This is a genomic window from Methanosarcina sp. A14, from assembly GCF_001729375.1.
GTDB lineage: Archaea > Halobacteriota > Methanosarcinia > Methanosarcinales > Methanosarcinaceae > Methanosarcina > Methanosarcina barkeri.
This window is the reverse complement of the sequence record NZ_LZPK01000374.1, coordinates 1-20,345: the sequence shown is the minus strand read 5'-3', so window position 1 is coordinate 20,345 and position 20,345 is coordinate 1. Positions and strand designations below refer to the sequence as shown.

Genomic DNA, 20,345 nt, shown 5'->3' with positions numbered 1-20,345 from the left:
AAAACAAGTGTAATCTTTGCAGCAATCTTGCTAATGAGCATTGCTTTTGTGTCAGCTGTTAAGTGCACAGGAGAATGCACCTAATGAGCTAAACGCGACTACGGAATTAACTTTTGGGCCGTGGACTCTTGATGAACTGAAAAGTAATCCAGATTTTATTTCTGCTTATGGAAGTATACCCAATTTTACAACTTCTGATGAGAAAAGACAGTGGCTTTCTAATCTAGATACAATATATACTAAAGCTGATAAAAATTATGACAAGGAAATATCAAAGTATTTCTATCCAAATGGCTCTGTTATTGCTTATGGTTATAACATTGACGGTGTTCTAAAAGTGACAATCAAAAAAGGACAAAAATTAGATAAAGCTAAAGAAAATGAAATTAATAATCTATTTTCTAGTTACGGACAAGAAATTGGAATAAAGGATACTCCAGTAGTATTTGTATATGGAGACCTTATAGTACCAACTAGTCGTTCTAGCTCATGGAGACCCTTAATTGGAGGCATAAAAATAGTTACAGATTATGGAACATCAACCCTTGGTTTCGCTGCAAAGACCAGTAGTGGAACTAAAGGTTTTGTTGTTGCTGAGCATGCTGCACCATCTATTGGAAGTAGTATATATCAACCAACGGCATCAAGTGCAAATTTAGTAGGAAGCGTAACTACGTATAGTAACTATGCAGCCGATGCCTCGTGGGTAACATATTCTAATGTCAATGCAAAAATATATGATCATGATACTGATGTTACAAAAACTGTAAAATCGTATGGGGATCCCAGTGTTGGACAGTATGTTTATAAATCAGGCATAGCAACAGGAAGAACAGCGGGTACTATTACTGACAAAACTAGTGTATATAATAATGGCCTTGGAAAAACTTTATCTAATCAATATCTTGTAGGATACAGATGCGATTATGGGGATAGTGGTGCTCCTGTATATGTTTATGTAACTAATGGTGTTAAGATTGTAGGAATTCACTGGGGAGGTATTGGAACACATACATCAACTGGCTTCTCGTCTTCAGTGTTTTCACCAGTTTCTGGAGTACATAATGATTTACATGTATATCCTCTAACAGCATAAATGTGTAACCAAAAAATTTGTTCAGTACAGCTCGCCTTTGAAATGCTACGATAAAATAAACGTGAATATTATATAACTTGCTTATTCAAAGATGAGCTATACTGACTCTTTCTTTATTTTTAAGTTCAATATCTCTTGTTATAATATGGAATGGGGAAGCTAAATGTGTTTAAAGATATTAAATATTGCACTATGTGTCGTATTGGTAACTATTCTGTGGAACTGTGATTTAGGTTCTTGTTCTCAAAATGGAGATGATGTTACGGAAAATATAACACTTAGTTTTGGTCCGGAAACTCTTGATGAACTGAAAAACAATTCAAATTTTATTGCTGCTTATGGAAAAATACCTTCTTTTGGAAGTTTGGAGGAAAGAAAACAGTGGCTTAACAAACTTGACGAAGTATATACCGGAACCGATGCGGAAATGTCAAAGTATATGTATCCAAATGGCCCTGTTACAAGATATGGTTACAGCATTAATGGTGTTCTTGAAGTAGCGGTTAATGAAACAATTGAAAAGTCTTTGATGGATGAAATATATAAGATCTCGGATTCAAAAGCAAGCAAAATGGGAATTAAGGAAATCCCACTTGTGTTTGTGCATGGAGATCTAGCGGTGCCAGTAGTAGGTGAAGCTGTACCAACTATTGAAACAGTAAATTCATCGACATCTGAAGAAAAAAATGCTGTAGAACTCAATAATTCAATTAATAATAATCCTAAGCTCAATAACGAAAACAGTTCAAACATTGATAAATCAGGTGAAAATAAACCTAATAAAAATAATTCTGTCCCAGGTTTTGGGCTATTGGGAAGCTTGATTTGTCTATACGGTGGTTGGAAGTTTAGGATAAAGTAAGTGGTATAGTGCTTTTCTGATGTGTACATATTTGTACACCATCTTTTCGGGTTCCGTTGCAAAAAATCTCAGAATAAGCACGTAAATGTATGGATAATGAACAAAAGTTAAAATATTCCAGAAAATGTATCAATATTATAGAACTATTCCAAATATCAAGGCCGGAGTACTGTCAAGTTGATGGGTGTTAGACACTCTATAGGCTCGACTGTAGCTGGGAAAATTCCTTAACACCTGCCAACTTGACAGTATCAAAATATATTAAAAGAGCGAATAGGTAAAAAATTATCAATGATATGTAATTTGATAAGTAACATAGTTTAAAATCCTGAAAGTTAAGGATCAGGTTTCGAACTATTCTGCCTGAACGCTCACATATAATATTTGTTCTCAGATTTGAACTGTCCTTGGATCAGTAATTTCTCCTGCCAGTGCCGAGGCTGCTGCGGTTGCAGGGGATGCCAGGTAGATAAAACCGCCTTTTCCCATCCTGCCCTTAAAGTTTCGGTTTGCGGTTGAAAGGCAGACTTCTCCTTCCCCGAGCACTCCCTGATGGGCGCCAAGACAGGGTCCGCAGCCAGGGGTTGCAAGCGTGATGCCTGCTTTGAGTAGAGTTTCCATCGTTCCGTTCTCAATTGCTGCAAGTAGGGTCGTGCGGGATGCAGGAATTACAATAGTTCTGACTGCAACCTTTTTTCCTTTAAGGATTGCTGCTGCGACCTCGAGGTCTTCAAGTCTGCCATTTGTGCACGTCCCTATGAAAACCTGGTCTATGTGGGTACCTTCAACTTCTCCCACAGGTTTCACGTTGTCAACCTGATGCGGGCAGGCTACCTGAGGCTCGATATCTTCAGCAGAGTAAACGGGTTCTTTTACATAGACTGCGTCCTGATCGGCATAAACCGGCTCATAAGGAGCAGCTGCCCGATTTTTCAGGAAGTTAAAGGTTTTCTCATCCGGTGGCACAATTCCGGTTTTTGCTCCCATTTCGATTGCCATGTTGCAGAGTGTCATTCTGCCGGAAACCGATAATTCGGAGATGGCCTGTCCGTAAAACTCTGCAGCCTTATAGGTGGCACCGTCAATTCCGGTCTTTCCGATAAGGTAAAGGGTCAGGTCTTTTGCATAAACCCCTTTTCCAAGCCTTCCTTCAACCGTGAACCTGAAACTCTCAGGCACCTTAAACCAGAGCTTACCTGTGGCAAAAATTTCAGCCATATCGGTAGCTCCCACGCCTGTGGCAAAAGCTCCGAAAGCCCCATAGGTGCAGGAATGCGAATCAGCACCCACAAGCAGTTTTCCAGGCAGTGCAAATCCATTTTCGGGAAGTACCTGATGACAGATTCCTTCTCCAAGCTCATAAAAATTCGGAATTCCTTGCTCTTTTACCCATTCCCTTATTTCTTTTTGCAAAGTAGCTGATGTCTCATTATTTGCAGGCGCGATGTGGTCGAAAGGGATTACAATCCTTGAGGGGTCCCAGACCTTCTTCATTTCCATTTCTTTAAAAGCATTAACTGCAAGTACGGAGGTGCCGTCATGCGCCATTGCATAATCAATATCTGCAAGGACAAAATCGTTTGCTTTTGCCTCTGCTCCCGCTGCCCGGGAAAAAATTTTTTCACTAATTGTTCCCAAAAGTAAGTCTCCTATTTGATAATCAAGTGATAATGAGGTATAAGATATTCAGATTCCTGAACTAACTATACAGAAATAACTGTACATATCTTACATATTAAGAATAGAATCCCAATATTACAAATATAAATTATACTAAATCTTTCAGCCTCTTGAAACTGGTTAGATAGGTATTCTACAAAGCAAAATAAAATAATCTTTATTTAATTAAATGTGGCGCTGATGCCGATGCATGATTATTCTTTTCTACTACAGTGAACCTGATAATGAACTCTGTCCCATTGCTCTTTTTCAGTTCAAGTTCTCCGTCTAACTGGTCGACAAGGAAAGTTACAAGCTGAAGCCCCAGACTATCAAGTTCTTTTATATCAAGGTCTTCAGAAATACCAACACCGTTATCAGAAATTGTCAATATGAAACTGGTACTTTTATATTCTTCATTTTTACTTTTTTCTATGATGCTTCCATTTTCTCCGTTTTTATGGAACTTGATTTGGATTTCTCCGTTTTCTCTGTCAGGGAATGCATACTTCAGGGAATTGGAAACAAGCTCATTGACAATTATTCCTAATGGAATTGCTGTGTCCATGTCAAGTAATATGTTCTCTTCCAGATCCATATTTAAGCTGACATCAGCATTACCGATTTTGTAGGTCACGAATAGAGCATCAGCAAGTTCCTTGATGTACAGCGAAAAGTTAAGTTTATCGAGCTCTTCACCTTTATATAGTTCTTCATGGATAAGAGCCATTGATTTCACGCGGTCCTGGCTCTCTCTGAAGGCTTCCAGTACTTCCGATTCATTAATAATCTTTCTGTTTCTGAACTTTTCAGCTTGAAGGTCCAGTAGTGATGAGATTACCTGAAGATTATTTTTGATTCTGTGATGGATTTCTTTCTTACGGGCAATCTCAAAATTTCTGAGAGCTTCTTCAACTTCCTTTCGCTTGGTTATGTCAGTATGAAGGTTTAGAGTTCCCAAAAACTTACCATTTTTATCAAAAATAGATTTGGAATTAGTATGCGTCCATAGAGGGTAGCCATTTTTACGTATAAATTTAATCTCAAGGCTCTCATTGATGTTTTCTCCTTTTTTGCTAAAAACATGCTTGATGACGGCTTTACTTTCATCACTGAGAAAGTCCCACATCAACCTGCCAATGAGTTCTTCTGAACTGTAACCAAACATATCTTCAACCTGCTTATTGACAAAAGTAATTCTTTCTTCCGCATCAATTATGCTTATGCCTTCGTTTGCTGTCTCTACAATGTTGCGGTATCTCTCCTCACTTTCTTGAAGTCTTTCTTCTGCTTTTTTTTGCTCGGTGACATCAATGTCCATCTCAAGGATCATAGGAGAACCGTCAACGTCAGTGAACGGTAAATTATAGGCATCATAAACACTTCCGTCCGGACCGCTTACCTCCCACTGATGAGGTTGACCGGTTTCAAGTACTTTATGTGATTCGCAGAATTTACAAGGCCTAGTGAATCCAAAATAATATTCATAGCAGTGTCGGCCACCAGGGTCCCCGAATCTTTTGCGGAATCTGCGGTTGGCAAAAGCGACATGATAGTCAGATGTTAACAGGATTATCATTGCCGGCAGCGTATCCAGCACGTTATAAAGACGTTGGCGTTCATTTATTGTTTCTTGGTTCCACTTCTCCAGTTCCTCATTTGTTCTTTTAAGCTCTTTTTCAGCCTTTTTACACTGAGTAATGTCAGAACACATGCTCATGTTACCGGTATGTTTTCCCTCTGCATCAAGGAGAGGCGTAGAGCTCACAAGCGACCAGACAATACTGCCATCCTTGCGGCAGAACTTCATTTCGTACCCTTTTTCTTTGATGCCTTCATGTTGGGATTTTGTTCTGATACGCGAACTTTCCATGTCATCTTTATCGACAAAGTCAAAGGCTGATTTCCCTATCATTTCTTCTGTTGTGTACCCGAGCATTTCAGCCATTTTTTGAGTAACAAAAGTCGTAACTTCTTCAGTGTCGGTAATCCAGATACCTTCGTTTGTTGTCTCTATGATGCTGCGGTACTTTCTCTCACATTCCAACAGTTTTTCTTCAAGGCTCGCATGGTTACTTATGTCAAATCCATAAATATTGATGCATTCTTCTTCCGGTAAAGGGTGAATATTGATCCGGTATACTCTTTTTCCCACTCTGACGTCCTTTGTTTCCGGACTATTCCTAGAAATTGTTTTTAGCACTAAATCTTCGATAGAAGACGGCAGTTTTTCTCCGATTTTCGTGCCCCACTCCTGCAATAAGGGTTCACTAGATTCATTTGAGTAAAGAACAGTACCATCCTTATAGACACTAAGCATAGGATTCGGATTATTTGCTAGAAGTTTTTCAATTTTTGTATTCATATTCCCCTTCAGGCTCCTCTCTATGACGGTTATATGCCTACTGTCGATGATTCGTTTACATTAAGTGTCCACTGCAACTATATAAATATATAATATTGTTTAAATATTATACATTCAACTCGACTCTGCATTAAGATAATAATTGTTACGAGAACTCCTTGAAGTTGATTATTTACCGCTTCGATAAACGCAATTAGCATATAAGCAAACAACGTCAGTTTTCTACAATACAAGGAATAAGTGTACCAATTCAGATCTGTTTTAGAAGGAGTTGGCAATTCATATATTAAAGTAAATGAAAAGGTAGTAGAAATAATTTTCATTAAATTAAAAATTATTTACAATTGCTCTAAAGCCAAAATTCCATTCTTCTTTTAAAATTTAATAAAAACCAGAAAAGAGAAAAAAGGTATAAGCCTTTATTTATACTCGTCATAAGCTACTATTTCTTCAAGAGATTTCCTTGGCCTGGCAGCGGGCGATTCGGCTGGGATTCCCACGGTCAGTAAAGCTACAACTTTTTTGTCCTGAGGAATCTTGAGTAGTTTTTTGACTTCGTCTTCGTCGAAAGCGCCAATCCAGCAGGTGCCCAGTCCTAGCTCGACAGCCTCCAGGACAATGTGTTCAAGGGCGATGGCAAGGTCGACCTGGTGCCATTTTTGGGAGGGATCTCCAATGCCTGCAATGATGCTTGAGGCGGTACCCACGAATGGCTGATTATTGCAAGCAGCAACAAGCTGTTTTTTTACTTCCTCATTTTCGACAACAATAAATTTCCAGTTCTGCCTGTTTGCAGCCGATGGCGCAAGCCTTGCAGCCTCAAGCAGTTTCTCAAGCTTATCCTTCGGTATTCGCTCGTCTTTGTAAGTCCTTATGCTTCTCCTATCCTTGATTATGTCAAATACACCCATGTTAGTTTCACCTGCGGTTAGAAGGTAATTGGTTATTTCTATAATATCACTGTAACTATTTAGGTAGCCTTGTAAAGACTATCTAAATAGTTACTTCCCAATATTTCTTCTTTTTCTTACATCATCTTGCTTCCCAACTCTATCTACTGCTCTCTCTAATTCCCGTACCTTTTTAGCATCCTGTATCCATAGATTATCGTTATCGGTCTTTGCGGTAAGAAATATCAAACCCCATATCAAAGCAACAACTGCAAAAATAAGGAGATAAATACCCGATCCGTTTACATCTATAGCTTCCAGTGAATAAAGGATCAACAGTATTGCAGAGGCAAACAATAGGGAAACTCTGTACAAAAAAAGCCTGATATCCTTCTTTCCTTCTATTTTGTTACCTGTGTAAATACTACCTTTTAACTCACAGGTCCCAAATGGAAATAACCAATTGATCCCTGAAATCGTACAGGAATCTTCGAGTAAATGTAAAAATTGACCAGATATCAAACCTAAAAATAAGAAACCTATAAGAGTAGCATTTATTCCATGGAAAATAAAACAGCCTATTATTGCTGTCAACAAAGTGAGTACAAAGGAGCTTATGAATACTCCTATCGGCGAATGCATTATGCCTCTATGCTGTTCCTCTACAACGTATTGAAGATTCATCTTTTCTTTTAAGTTAAAGAAACTGAAAGAAAAAACTATCAGCTTATGAAGAGGAACCATAATATCATAAATTATTTTGAAATCATAGTGTAACTTGGGCTTTTCGTCACTGTCTGCATCAGGTATCAGCGAGCCTATGACAGTAGACGCAAGTAAACAGAAGGCGTATACAGGGTGAGAATTCTCTGAAAATATCAGGGGAATCGTAAATGGAAATACTGTTCCAAGTGTTATAGAAACGTGATCTTTCCCCAACATATAAAAAAATACAGGTCTGAATCTATATTAATTTATTTTATATAATATTCAAAAAATCTCAAATGAATATTCAGAGATAGAAAAATCCCCCAGTGAATTCAGAATGGAATTCTCATTCTTCAGGCGAAGTTTTAAGCATATTTACGACTCATATTTATCGCAGCTTGCATATCTAATAAAGTTCTTTTCCTGGAATATTTCAGGATAAAGCTGCTTTCTAATTCAATTTTTCAGGAGAAGGGCGAGAAAATAAGTTTATTATAGGGGATTTAATATGACGTCAAAATTGATGGACTACTTTAACAAGCAACCGAGAATTGGGGTTCTCAGCACAGCAAGTAAAGACGGAAAGGTAGATTCGGCTGTTTTCGGCTCACCTCAGATGATCGATGAAAAGACCGTTGTAGTTGCAACTGGTAAGAACCGCACGTTTTCAAACCTTCAGGAAAATCCTTATGCAATGTTCCTGATAATGGAACCGGGAGCAGATATTATGGCATGGAAAGGGATCAGGGTTTATCTGAAATTGAAGGAATCTGCAACGTCGGGGGAGATGCTTGATATGATCAAAAGCCAGATAGCAAAAATGGCCGGCGAGGAAGCGGCAAAGATGATATACGCAACTGCCACCTTCGAGATTATTGAGCTGAGGCCTCTCGTTGATATGGGACAGGGCTGGGAGAAATCAATCTGAGTTATCAAAGTCATGGAAACCAAAATAGAAAATCAAAGTCAAATATGAAATCAAAGTCAAAGTTGTGGTGATACACAGGCTGTAAATAGATATATTATGCCACTACTACGGTTCGAATGGCTATTAATAATCAAGAATTTTTATATCCGATATTTTTCTTTTTTTCCAATCACTATCTTTTCGACATATACAAGTTCAACTTTGCTGCCCAGCGGTTCCCGCCTGAACTCCTGATACCCCAGTTTATGATGATCAGGAACCGGCATCCATCATGTGCTTGAGAACAATTGAAAATACTCATGTCAGGTAGAAGGACTCGTTTTGTATTCAATGCCTTTCATTCTTTACTCCTGAGTAACATTTGCTTTAACAACTGGAACCACAATCAACATAAAAGAAATCTATATTATATTCTTTTCTTTTATATTTTATAAATTTGTTTTTATTGAATGCTTTTGGCTTATTATTCATGGATTTTAGTCATATTCTCATTTATAGATTATCTAAGTTCTTCCTGGAGTACAGATTGGCAAAATAAAAAGTTTTAAACATAATTAAGATGATTATTGTTACAGTCTGCTGATTAATTATATTTTTCATGACAATATTTTGTGACCAAGCAGCTTCGCAAACTCAACTCTTAAAGGAAAGAGTGCTAAAACGGGCTATTAGAGGAGGTTTAGATATGACGTCAAAATTGATAGACTACTTTAACAAGCAACCGAGAATTGGAGTTCTCAGCACAGCGAGTAAAGATGGAATGGTAGATTCGGCTATTTTCGGCTCACCCAATATGATCGATGAAAAGACCGTTGTAATTGCAACAGGTAAGAACCGTACGTTTTCAAACCTTCAGGAAAACCCTTACGCGATATACATGATAATGGAACAAGATACGGAATGGAAAGGTATCAGGGTTTATATGAAGATGAAGGAATCTGCAACATCGGGGGAAATGCTTGATACGATTAAAAGCCATATCGCAAAAATGGCCGGGGAGGAGGTTGCGCAGATGATGTATGCAACGGTTACCTTCGAGATCATTGAGCTGAGACCTCTCGTTGATATGGGACAGGGCTGGGAGAAATCGATCTGAGTATTCAAAGTTGTGGAAATCAGAATAAATAATAAAATTTACATTCGGCAGCAAGCACACCCCAACATTTAAATATTTTTAATTATTATTTTTTGTAGGTTCAGTTCTAAATCAGTATCATGCAGACTGCATATCTAATTCAATTTGTCATTTCTCTCTTTTATTATAAATATATATTATTTATGTTATGGGTAACCGTTAATAATTTTTGATTTAAATTGAATTTTAAAAGTTCTGAAAAAAACGATATCAATAGAAAAATTGAATGGATTTTTATGTCGATATGCCGAAAGTAGGTTAAATAGTTTAATCAAGTTTATCTACAAAAATTCAAAAAAATAATCAAAGTTACGCTGGCGCACCCTGCTACAAGCAATGGGGTATGTTCGCACCACTGCTCCAAATTCCATTAAAGGAAATAATAACCCTAAACAATTTAGTTTGAGCAGAAGTTAATAACCAAAGATGAAATTGAGAAATTATTTATCATCAACGGTTACCGGGGAAGTTTTCCATCCCCGCAGAAAGCTAGCGGGGTATTCGACTGAAATAATTGTACAACAAAATGGATAAGTTGAAATATAATATATTAATATTTTTTTATGAGGTATACCTATGAAGAAAATAACAATTTTTTCAATTTTGATAATTTCACTGGCTACTGTGGTGGCCGCTGGCTGTGCATCCGATACAGCCGGTAATGGAGTGCAGGATGTTAAAACTGATGAAAACATAGAAGACAATGCTTCACAAGATCAGGTTACTCAGTCAGAGCAGACAGCATCAGTGAAGGGAAGTTTCAACAACCCCGCGACAACAGGAGAAACTGTAGTTATTGAAGCTACCGGGCAATCTTATGAAGTTTCGGTTACCGAGGTCCAAAGAGGAGAGAAGGCAAACTACATTGTAAAGAACGAAAATGAGTTCAATGAGAATCCTGCCTCTGGGTATGAATATCTGTTAGTGAAAACGAAAGTGACTTATACTAAAGGAGAGGGGCCGGAAAATCTTGGTAGTACCGAGTTTAAGGTTTTTTGCGATGGTGTCGAATGTACAGAGAGTTGGGTAGTATTACCAAATGATTACATTAAGTTTGATAGCGGTGATGTTATGCCAGGGGCAACAAAAGAAGGATGGATTGCATATACAGTTCCAACTGGCAAAGAAGCGATTCTCAGCTTCCAACCAAACATGTTTGACGAAAATACTGCTTATATTTCACTTGGAATAATTCAATAATGATTTTGCCGTTATGGCAATTTTTCTTCTATCAAAAATGAAAAATTAAAAAGTCAATCTAAATAAAGAAGAATACCGACTCAAATTTTAGAATGGGATTATCTCAGATTTTTAGATTATCCCATTCTTTTCCAGAAACCCTTCAAGAGGCACAGAGTGAGTCTGAAAGCCGCACACCTTGTAAGGGTCAGCACCCATTGAAAGGGCTACGAACTGGGCAATGTTCATGTGCACCATGTCATATTTTACGCCAAACTCTTTTTCGATAACAGGCTGGTAGCGGTCGTACTGGATCTGGCAATTCGGGCACATATGAAGCATAAGCTCCACACCTGCTCTTTGAAGGCTGTCGAGTTTTGCCTTTGTCACCTGAAGCGAGGTGTTTTTGTTAAGGTGAAGCTGGGAAAAGCCCATCCCGCAGGTAAGAGTCCGGTCTTCGTACCAGCGTACAGGCTCGGCTCCGCAGGCTGCGGCTATGTTATCTATCAACTGGGGGTTTTCAGGGTTTCCGAGGACATCGAGATACTGAACTTTATAGTAATGGCAAGCATGATGGGCTGCAGTTTTGATTCCTGATAAATCGAATTTTTTCTGCTCCTGGATTTTATCGACCTTGCTTAAAAGAATCTCTACTGCATGGTAGATGTTTGTCCTCGGGTTCATGTCGTCTTTTTCGTAAACAAGGTTTTCAAGGCCCTTTTCCCGGAAGATAGAGTTCACTTTTTCCCGGACCTCGGTGTTGGTATTCAGGGTTTCACAGGCTTCCTTATTTACGGCATAACAGGTTGAACAGAGGCAGGTTATATTGGGATACCCACATCTTCTTGCAACTGCAAAGTTTCGGGCTGCAATGGCTGCTGTTGTCAGTCCTTCAAATATATCAGTATAATGGCCTATTCCTGTGCAGCAGGACTGCTCATTGTTTATACAGTAGTCTATTCCAAGCCTGTCAAAGACATAACAAGTGGAGGTTTCCACCCCTGGGTACTCCTGCTCGACCATGCAGCTCTTAAATAATAAAAGCTGGCTGTCCGGGATATCTTCTATCGTTTTCAAAGCCGAAATCTCCGCTTCTATTTTCTCTCTTGATGTACTGGTTCTCCAGGAGTTGATGCAAAAGTTTTTCCTGTATTTTTGCCTTGATCCATTTTTCCCTTTCAAAATAGCCTGTGGCTTCAAGAATGGTCTGAACTTCCCCATGTGTGTTCCTGATATCCTTTGAACTCAGCCCCAGTTCATCACGAATTGACTCAAGGTTCTTTTTAAAACTGATCCAGCGTTCCCCGAGGTCTCTCTCCATATTCTTAGCTCCAGGACCCGGTATCTTGCTAGCTCCGTTTTCTGCAAGATATTCTCCGATCTCAAGGAAGTAGGCAAGCTTTTCAACTCCTATACCCTCGTTGATGGCCATCTGCCTGAGCACCTGTACAATTGTTACAGGGCTATTATTTCTGGGACAACGCAGGTTACAGGAATAACAGTAGAAACAGGACCAGATCATTTCGGACTCAAGTACACTACGGTCGTTTTCCAGTACTTTTTTTACAATCTGGCGCGGGCTGTAGTCTGTAAAGCGGGCTGCAGGACAGGAGGCCGTGCAGGCTCCGCACTGAATGCAACGGTCAAGCCCCAGAGAGGCAGGTGTCCGGATGCTTTTCTTTGCGGTTTCTGCAAGGGTTTTACATTCCGGGGTATCGTATTCGTTTACATGTGAAATCATTTGATCATCTCTCCTTCCTGGGCAAGGTTGGTAAAAGTGCTTGCAAGCCCTCTTGTGTTTGGAACATAAGCTTTTTTGAAATAGAGCCGGTTTCCTGAATCTCCAAGTTCTTTCTTCAGTTTCTCAAAATGGCTGACAGTTAAAGGATATATAATCTCAGCTTTTGGGCTATCTGGAGGGTCCTCCACGAAAAGGACAGCCGATGCTCCGCGTTTGAAGGCATAAAGTAACAGGTATTTATCAACCACGAGGTTTGTGGGCACTTTGATTAACTTGACATTTGACGGATAGGTCAGTGCACTATTTCCTATATTATCACAGGTTAAGGACGCGATCCCGCTGTTTACAAAGCCAATCAGATCTCCTTCTTCGACTACCCCTTCAACTTCGGCTTTTAGCTGGCTTTTTGTAAAGCCTTCAATCTGAATAGCTCCATTCTGACAGAGTTCAGTACAGTATCCGCACCCAGTACAGACAAGCGGGTCTACGATAATCTTTCCATTCTCATTCAAAGAAAAAGCCTCGAACGGGCACTTGAGACATTCCTTACACTGATTACAGAGAAGCTGATTGATAATCGGAATTTCGTTTACAAGGGCTTTGGGGCTGTCGGCAATAAAGGCCCTTGCTCTTACAGCTGCAAGTCCTGCCTGGGAAATAGTATCCGTAACATCCTTAGGGCTCTGGGCAGTGCCACAGACAAAGATCCCGTCCAGTGAGCTGTCTACAGGCCTCAATTTCGAGTGCCTTTCTTTGATAAAACCGCTTTCATTCTGGCTAATATTCAGTATGCTGGCAATTTTTCGGGTTCCCTTTGAAGGGACCATAGCCGCAGAGAGTACAACGAGATCAGCAGGCAGTTCTGTTATTTTCTGGTTAAGGGTATCTTCGAGTCTGACAAGAAGGCTTTTATCCGGCTTCTCGATAATTTCGGCAGGTCTTCCCCTTACAAATCTAACTCCCATATCCTGGACTGCCCGATAGTAGTTTTCGTAAAAACCAAGAGCTCGCAAATCGACATAACAGATCGTGACCTCAGTACCCGGATATTTTTTCATTATCAAGTTCGAGTGCTTTAAAGCTGCCATGCAGCAGTACCTGGAACAATAGCGGTTTCCACTTTCTTTTTCGTCCCTTGAGCCCACACACTGGATCATAACTATCCTTTTAGGGATTCCTGGACTATTCTCAGAGGAATTTTCTAAGGAACTTTTACTACCACAGGTGCCTGTTGAGCTGACAGCATCAGGGTTCAGGCTGAAGTCCGAAGGCCTGACCAGTGTTCCTTTTGTAGGGCCATTGATCCCGAGCATTCTGGCAAGTTCCATCTGGGTCATAACGTTTTTGAAAATTCCATACCCGTACTGGGGTTTCTGGGATGCGTTATACTCCTCAAACCCGGTAGCAACAATAACTGCACCTACATTGAGCTCTATAATCTCTTCCTTCTGTGAGAAGTCAATAGCTCCGGATTTACAGGCCTCTGCGCATTTTCCGCATGTTTCGCCCTTGAACTGCAGGCAGTAGTCAGGATCTATGCAGTAAATTTTCGGGACGGACTGGGAGAAACGCAGGGAGATTGCCTTTTTGTCCATGTACCCACAGTTGAACTCATTTTCAACCAGGACAGGGCAGACGCGGCTGCATCGGCCACAGCCTGTACAGTTATCGTGTACGTATCTCGGTTTTTTCCTTAGCTTTACTGTGAAGTTGCCAGCACTTCCGCTTAAGCTTTCTACCTCAGTCCAGGTTAGAAGGGTTATTTTCGGGTTAGCTATTACTTCATTCATCAGCGGGCTTAGCGAGCACATAGCGCACTCTTCCGCAAGTTTGTCAGGAGAAAAAACTTTGCCTATTTTTGCCATATTCCCACCGATACTGGTGTCTTTCTCGACCAGGTAGGTGGAAATTCCGTTGTCTGCAAGGTTAATTGCCGCAGTTATTCCTGCAATTCCTCCGCCAATAACGAGGGCCTGCGGAACGATATTTACTTTTATTTCTTCAAGGGGTTCATCATTTTTCAGGCGGTTGAGTTTTCCCTGAAGAAGTGAGAGGGCTTTCTCAGTCGCTCCGGCTTTGTCCGGATGCACCCAGGCACAGTGTTCCCTGAGATTTGCTATTTCAAGCATTGCCCGGTTCAAGCCTGCTTCCTGGATACACTTTTTAAAAAGAGTGCCGTGTTTGGAAGGCGTGCACGAACCTATTACTATCCGGTCGAGGTTCCCTTCAGAAATTTTATTTTTAATAAGGGTCTGTCCTTCTCTTGAACAGAGATACTCATAATCGAAGACCGGGATCCCTTCTGCCTTAAGGGTTTTCTTAAGTGTATTAATATCAATACGTTCGGAAATGTTCCCACTGCAATGGCAGATAAATACAGCGGTTTTGTCCAGGGCAGCGTTCATTATATTAAATCTTTCAGGGATTCATATTTAAGACTTGCCGGAATACTTACATAACTAACCCAATTAGGACAGAGCACCTGTAATTATTGCAAAATACGGATAATTTTTAATTAAAAAAGTGAACTTTGAATTTTCTTTTGCTTTGTTCATACTATAATTCAATTTCCTTAGCAAATGGAATTACAATCAAAATGCGTTTATTCTATATATACAGGGAGGCTGTAAAGGGAGGCTTGCAGAACTCTGGGAGTATAGATTGTTCTTCAGTCTATAAATTCTGAGCCTTCTGCCTCCAAAAAAATAATATGTAAAATTGTCTAAAAGTTTTTATAGGCGCATAATTATATATATGGAGAAAGTATTATTATTTAAATCAACAGAGAAAAACAGATTTTGTGAGATACTCCCACAGATCAGAAACTCATATAAATAGAAATATATTTAATAAAAGCAATAAAATATGCTGAAAATATAACAAATCTAAAATAATATGTTTCTATTGATCTGAAATACTGGATGGGAAAATAATATCGGAAGCAGTCACATTCTGCTCTTTCGGTATAATTGGTAGATGATAGTTGTGGCAGATAATGGGTTTACATCAAAGGACAACGAATTTAAGATGGGAGAGATTGAATACGAGATGGTGGAGCTTTTAAGAAGGCTTAATATTAATAGACCAGTTGCTCTCACCCTTGCATGCCTTTCTAAAGGAGAGGAAATTTCTTCCCAACGCATCGAAATGGTATCAGGCTTGAGACAGCCAGAAGTTAGTATCGCAATGCGCTATCTCCGTGAAAATGACTGGGTAGATATGCGGGAAGAAAAGAAGAATCAGGGCAAAGGCAGACCGGTTAAATTGTATAAACTGACGGTTCGGATGGAAACGATTATCAATTCAATAGAAGAAGACGTAATGGCTGAAAGTAAGGCCGTGCTTCAGAATATAGAACGCCTCAAGAGCCTTTCCTGAAATCAATTTTAGAGCAGAAATATCACAAACTTTTTTCATAAATTCTCAGAAAACTTAATTCTTAATTCTAACGTCTGGGTTTTATAACCCGGATTCTACTTCTTATCTGTTATAACCCGGATTCTATTTCTTATCTGTTAAGTGCATTATAAAGGTAGGATAGTTGAGGAAAGTTTAGCTCTTTTTCGTAATTAGTTTATCTTTTCTCAATACTTGTAATACCATTTTTTCTTCTTATGATCTTCTTTTTCCATTTTTGCAATGCCTTTTCTCAGTCAGTCTCTTTTCGGTTCTTTTGATATCTGGTTTTCCACTTGAATCTAAACTTCAAAAACGACAAAGGAACAGCAATTTTTCGGATATTAAATCAGGATTTCGCGCTTGAAGTACAAAATTAAGCAAATAGACTCTCCAGTTAAACTTGTAATTTATAAAGTTATAGGTCCAGATTATTGATTTTCTCAGTTCAACTGTATAAATTTTAGAAAATATAGTATATAATGGATACGAGGAAGAAACATCTCAATAGAGGTAAAGAGGGCATCTAGTAAGCTTTAGCAATTTTTAGTATAAAAATGTCCTACAAATTCTTTTTACACTTTTATAAATTTAAAAAACTTGAGTTCAACAAAAGTTGAGTTTGAAGCAAAACCTGGGTTTTTAAAAAGTCAAAATTAATACTAAGTTTGTAACAAAGTTTGTATTCTCTTCAAATTGTATGGGGAAAAGTAAATTTCATGTATTTCTAAAAATTTAAAAATTTAACAATGCACAAAAAACAACTTCAAGTAAAACAACTTTAAGTGATGCATTCAACTTTACAACTATATGGTAAAATTGTTGTGTATTTCTCAAGTTGGAATATTCTCCATTGAATTTTAGAGGATACCAACGTTTGGTCATAAAAGAAAGTCAGAATTAAAAAATACCATATTTTATAAGAGAATCCTGATTGAGATGGAAGAGAACCAGACTCCTAAATTTTTAGATACTTTTAAAGTTTTTAGATAACTTTAAAGTTCTATGAATAAAAAGACAAGAATTAGTAATCGGTGTCGAAAACGAAAAACACTATCATCTGGTCACTTTTTATATGAGTGAACGTTTCAAACACTCTATTAATTATTATCAATTAATATATATTAAAAAAAACATAAGCAAATATTTATATTAATCTACTATATAATAGTTCTTTGGGTGATTAAATGGTAGATAAAAGTGGTCCAGTTATGGATATATCTAACACAAAAAAAGAGATCCCGGTAGCTATGGGACCAGACGAACATGAAATGATAGAACTATTTAGAAGAATTAACGTTAGTAGACCAATTGCTTTTACGCTTGCATGCCTTGCAAAAGGAAATGAGATCTCGTCCCAGAACATTGAAATGGTATCAGGCTTGAGACAACCTGAAGTCAGTGTTGCAATGCGGTATCTCCGCGAAAATAACTGGATTGACATCCGGGAAGAAAAGAAATCAAAGGGTAAAGGCAGACCGGTAAAGTTATACAGGCTTACAGTCCCAATGGACTATATTGTTAGCAAGATCGAAGAAGATATTGTAGCCGAAAGCAAAATCGTGTTCAAAAATATTGAACGCCTGAAGCACATTGCCTGAAACTATTCATGGGGATTTGCCCCAATCTAAATTTTCCCTGACGATTAATTTTTTCATTACATGAACACTCAATAAAGATATTCATTTAAAGGGCATTTATAAAATCTCCTGTTTTATGTAATATCTTTAATTTACTTTTTAGGAGATTGTTTTTTCTCAGTTTATGTTTTTTCGGAGTTCACTCTTATTCTAAGTTTATCAGTTTTCTAAGTTTAGTTTTGTTAAGTTTATCGTCTTTCTAAGTTTATTGGTTTTTCTGAAATTGTTTCTTTCGAGTTTATTCTTCTAAAGCGGGAAAGCTCCAAAAATATGATGAAAAGCTCCAAAAATATGATGAAAAACTCCAAAAATATAATGAAAAGCTCCAAAAGTCTCAACAAAAGTTCAAAATAGAATAATGTCCAAAAAAATATTTGGTGGGCCCGCTGCGATTCGAACGCAGGACCTCACGGTTATCAGCCGTGCGCTCCACCAAGCTAAGCTACGGGCCCGATCGAAAGTAAATAAAATTATAATACCTGAAAATTCTCCTGAGAAAGGATTATCATATTGTGGTGGGCCCGCTGCGATTCGAACGCAGGACCTCACGGTTATCAGCCGTGCGCTCCACCAGGCTAAGCTACGGGCCCAAATATCAGGTTTTTTAAAATCACCGAAGTAGAAAGGCTTTTCAGGAAAGCTTCCCAATCCGACAACACTTCTAATACTCAATTTACTACTTATAACTTTTGCTTGAAGCTCTTTAATTTCTAAGCTTCAATAATTTATTTGCAAGACGTCGAGCCTATATAGCGACAGCTTTATATAAGATATTGAGTGTATGAGGGATGCTGATGAAGCAAAGCCTGAAATGGGCCGGTAGATCAGGGGAAGATCGCTACCTTGGCATGGTAGAGGCCTCGGGTTCAATTCCCGACCGGTCCACTTAAAAACTTTAATAGTTCTGATTAATACTCTTTTTTATACTATATCTTGTTGTATAAAGGCTGATTTTAAAGCACCTTTGAGTTTATCTCAAAATTCAAATCATTCCTACAACTTGGGAATGAGCAATGTTAGCTTTAAAGCTTCAAAATAATATACTGTTAGTTATATACGAGCCTAACTAAACATATTTTATGAATCTTGATTTCTGAATCTTGACCTGGCGCTGAAAACAAAGGTTTTGTCTAAAGAAGATGTTAAATTGCTTCCAATATATCTGAAATTCTGTTATACTAAGTGATTTGAAAGAGTTTATGAAACACTTCATTACACAGGACACGCCTGTTACGGAAGAAGTGCTTAATGTCATCGCTCATTTGCCCACAAAAAGTCTTCCTGCGATAGTTGAAGATAAATTTTTTGTTAAACTGAGAGACCAAAATATTATGCGTATAGCAGTTTTACTTACGCAAAAAAGCTATGACGAAGGTGGATGCCTCATCGGTGGCGTTATCATCGATAACAATACGCGTCGGATTGTTGGGAAAGGACACGATACGCTTGTGCAGGATGGTGACCCTTACAACCACGGTGAAACGTCAGCAATACGCGATGCAGGACGACAGGACTTCAGTAATACCACGATTTTCACAATGCTTAGTCCCTGTGACGTTTGTGCCACGTTAATATATATGCGCCAATTCGACCGTGTGGTCGTCGGTGATGTTACAAGTGCCTTGGGTAATGAAGTGCCTTGGGTAATGAACAGATGCTTTGCGAGAAGGGTGTCAAAGTCTATATCCTTGAAGACTCCGTGGGGAATAGCATTGTATGCAAAATATCGGGCTGAAAAACCGGAGCTTGACATGGAAGATTGGAAAGGCCTGGCTGCCGTTTGCAAAGCCACTCAATCGACTTTATAAAGTCAAACAGTCCAAATAATCCTGGTCAATACCAATATTTTTTCATGTCTTGAACCGTCTTTAAATGGCTCGATATTTGCCCTTGGAGACAGCAGTTTTAGATCCGACTATATGCTCTAAAGGTTTTAGCGATTACAGCCCGGCAAAGACGGAAGAAAAGAATAAAGTGGAAATGGCAGAGGGAGAAACAGTAAAAGATGAGAAAAGTATCTTGGGCTTGAATGTTGGGTAAAAAAGTTGGTTGTAAGGTGGTTCACAAGGTTTGACCTGCACAAATGAAGTCTATTACGGGATCAGTTTTGAAGTTGTCCTGAATTTTCTTCATTTTACGGATACGCGTTAATGAAGTCTATTACGGGATCAGTTTTGAAGCTGTCCTGAATTTGCTTCATTTTACAGATACGCGCAATGAAGTCTATTACGGGATCAAATTTCAAGCTGTCCTGAATTTACTCCAATTTACAGATTGCTCCCTCATGAACCAATTAATATTATGTACATTACTATATAAAAAAGTAACGATGAAATATAATTTTATTTACTCAGTTTCCATGGTTAACGTGCTCATCCAAAAATTGGTCACCTACAGTTACCTATTTGATGTTTATTACAACGGGAGCGCAGAGGATCATGAATACTCCATTCTTTAAAGGCTGTCCGACAATTACTTTCGGTAATAAAAGAATTCCTTCTTAAATTCCTTTTTTGATTTAAATGCTTTATTTGCTTCCTTTTTAGCACTTTTTTATTACTATCTGTAATTGTCAGACAGCCTGTTTATGGTGGTGTAGCCGCCCGTAATTTGATTTTTCAGAATATACCTTAACAATCACTTAATGGTATGTGATAGCTTTGGTCATTGTACGTGGGTTCGAGCGTATTTTTTCCAACCTTGATAATTCCTGATTTCGAAGGAATAGGAGGCTCTCAAATTAGAA

The 20,345-nt window shown here is 38.6% G+C and carries 16 protein-coding genes and 3 tRNA genes; 10 read left to right on the top strand and 9 right to left on the bottom strand.

The window, feature by feature from the left end; genetic code table 11:
- The first annotated feature begins 46 nt into the window (after positions 1-46).
- Together A9239_RS16685 and A9239_RS20995 are read left to right on the top strand one after the other, a co-directional pair.
- A complete protein-coding gene (locus tag A9239_RS16685; RefSeq protein ID WP_230629267.1) occupies positions 47-1,096 on the top strand; it encodes a S1 family peptidase in 1,050 nt (349 codons plus the stop codon).
- 163 nt (positions 1,097-1,259) lie between these two features.
- Positions 1,260-1,958, top strand: coding sequence for a hypothetical protein (locus A9239_RS20995; protein ID WP_048119719.1), 699 nt, complete (start codon positions 1,260-1,262; stop codon positions 1,956-1,958).
- A gap of 390 nt (positions 1,959-2,348) precedes the next feature.
- Here the strand turns inward: A9239_RS20995 and hacA are convergent, their stop codons facing one another.
- The 4 genes from hacA to A9239_RS16660 form a co-directional block, all read right to left on the bottom strand.
- The gene (hacA, locus tag A9239_RS16675; RefSeq protein WP_238985672.1) at positions 2,349-3,587 is read right to left on the bottom strand and encodes a homoaconitase large subunit; all 1,239 of its coding nucleotides are present in this window, start codon (positions 3,585-3,587) and stop codon (positions 2,349-2,351) included.
- Positions 3,588-3,795: 208 nt separating this feature from the next.
- Positions 3,796-5,982, bottom strand: coding sequence for a PAS domain S-box protein (locus A9239_RS18640; RefSeq protein WP_080962255.1), 2,187 nt, complete (start codon positions 5,980-5,982; stop codon positions 3,796-3,798).
- 419 nt (positions 5,983-6,401) lie between these two features.
- Positions 6,402-6,893 carry a nitroreductase family protein gene (locus tag A9239_RS16665; RefSeq protein WP_048154600.1) on the bottom strand — a complete coding sequence of 164 codons (492 nt, stop codon included), beginning with the start codon at positions 6,891-6,893 and terminating at the stop codon, positions 6,402-6,404.
- A gap of 90 nt (positions 6,894-6,983) precedes the next feature.
- The gene (locus tag A9239_RS16660; protein WP_048154602.1) at positions 6,984-7,814 is read right to left on the bottom strand and encodes a metal-dependent hydrolase; all 831 of its coding nucleotides are present in this window, start codon (positions 7,812-7,814) and stop codon (positions 6,984-6,986) included.
- 274 nt (positions 7,815-8,088) lie between these two features.
- On the opposite strand from A9239_RS16660, the gene A9239_RS16655 reads away from it, so the two are divergent.
- From A9239_RS16655 to A9239_RS16645, 3 genes are all read left to right on the top strand, one after another.
- Positions 8,089-8,508 carry a pyridoxamine 5'-phosphate oxidase family protein gene (locus A9239_RS16655; RefSeq protein WP_011306942.1) on the top strand — a complete coding sequence of 140 codons (420 nt, stop codon included), beginning with the start codon at positions 8,089-8,091 and terminating at the stop codon, positions 8,506-8,508.
- Positions 8,509-9,193: 685 nt separating this feature from the next.
- Positions 9,194-9,604 carry a pyridoxamine 5'-phosphate oxidase family protein gene (locus tag A9239_RS16650; RefSeq protein ID WP_048119714.1) on the top strand — a complete coding sequence of 137 codons (411 nt, stop codon included), beginning with the start codon at positions 9,194-9,196 and terminating at the stop codon, positions 9,602-9,604.
- A gap of 615 nt (positions 9,605-10,219) precedes the next feature.
- Positions 10,220-10,843 carry a DUF4352 domain-containing protein gene (locus A9239_RS16645; RefSeq protein WP_052712680.1) on the top strand — a complete coding sequence of 208 codons (624 nt, stop codon included), beginning with the start codon at positions 10,220-10,222 and terminating at the stop codon, positions 10,841-10,843.
- Between the two features lie 111 nt (positions 10,844-10,954).
- Here A9239_RS16645 and hdrB read toward each other — a convergent pair whose 3' ends face one another.
- Genes hdrB through hdrA form a run of 3 tightly spaced genes read right to left on the bottom strand, consistent with a single transcriptional unit; the run spans position 10,955 to position 14,968 of the window.
- Complete coding sequence (hdrB, locus tag A9239_RS16640) at positions 10,955-11,899, bottom strand: ferredoxin:CoB-CoM heterodisulfide reductase subunit HdrB (protein WP_048119712.1); 945 nt, start codon at positions 11,897-11,899, stop codon at positions 10,955-10,957.
- Entirely contained in the window at positions 11,853-12,563 is a 711-nt protein-coding gene (hdrC, locus tag A9239_RS16635; RefSeq protein WP_048154605.1) for a ferredoxin:CoB-CoM heterodisulfide reductase subunit HdrC, read from the bottom strand. Before hdrC ends, hdrB begins: the two co-directional genes overlap by 47 nt.
- Positions 12,560-14,968 carry a ferredoxin:CoB-CoM heterodisulfide reductase subunit HdrA gene (gene hdrA / locus A9239_RS16630; protein ID WP_052712681.1) on the bottom strand — a complete coding sequence of 803 codons (2,409 nt, stop codon included), beginning with the start codon at positions 14,966-14,968 and terminating at the stop codon, positions 12,560-12,562. Before hdrA ends, hdrC begins: the two co-directional genes overlap by 4 nt.
- A gap of 571 nt (positions 14,969-15,539) precedes the next feature.
- Here hdrA and A9239_RS16625 point away from each other — a divergent pair.
- Together A9239_RS16625 and A9239_RS16620 are read left to right on the top strand one after the other, a co-directional pair.
- Positions 15,540-15,941, top strand: coding sequence for a transcriptional regulator (locus A9239_RS16625; protein ID WP_048119709.1), 402 nt, complete (start codon positions 15,540-15,542; stop codon positions 15,939-15,941).
- A 1,205-nt stretch (positions 15,942-17,146) separates the two neighbouring features.
- A complete protein-coding gene (locus A9239_RS16620; protein WP_141706498.1) occupies positions 17,147-17,560 on the top strand; it encodes a transcriptional regulator in 414 nt (137 codons plus the stop codon).
- Positions 17,561-17,974: 414 nt separating this feature from the next.
- Here A9239_RS16620 and A9239_RS16615 read toward each other — a convergent pair.
- A tRNA-Ile gene (locus A9239_RS16615) sits at positions 17,975-18,051 on the bottom strand.
- 61 nt (positions 18,052-18,112) lie between these two features.
- Positions 18,113-18,189: transfer RNA gene (locus tag A9239_RS16610), tRNA-Ile, on the bottom strand.
- Positions 18,190-18,412: 223 nt separating this feature from the next.
- On the opposite strand from A9239_RS16610, the gene A9239_RS16605 reads away from it, so the two are divergent.
- From A9239_RS16605 to A9239_RS19785, 3 genes are all read left to right on the top strand, one after another.
- A tRNA-Ala gene (locus A9239_RS16605) sits at positions 18,413-18,484 on the top strand.
- A gap of 302 nt (positions 18,485-18,786) precedes the next feature.
- Positions 18,787-19,407: a nucleoside deaminase gene (locus A9239_RS16600; RefSeq protein WP_230669031.1), complete on the top strand. Its 621-nt coding sequence runs from the start codon at positions 18,787-18,789 to the stop codon at positions 19,405-19,407.
- 76 nt (positions 19,408-19,483) lie between these two features.
- Positions 19,484-19,639, top strand: coding sequence for a hypothetical protein (locus tag A9239_RS19785; protein ID WP_176722179.1), 156 nt, complete (start codon positions 19,484-19,486; stop codon positions 19,637-19,639).
- The last annotated feature ends 706 nt before the right edge of the window (positions 19,640-20,345 follow it).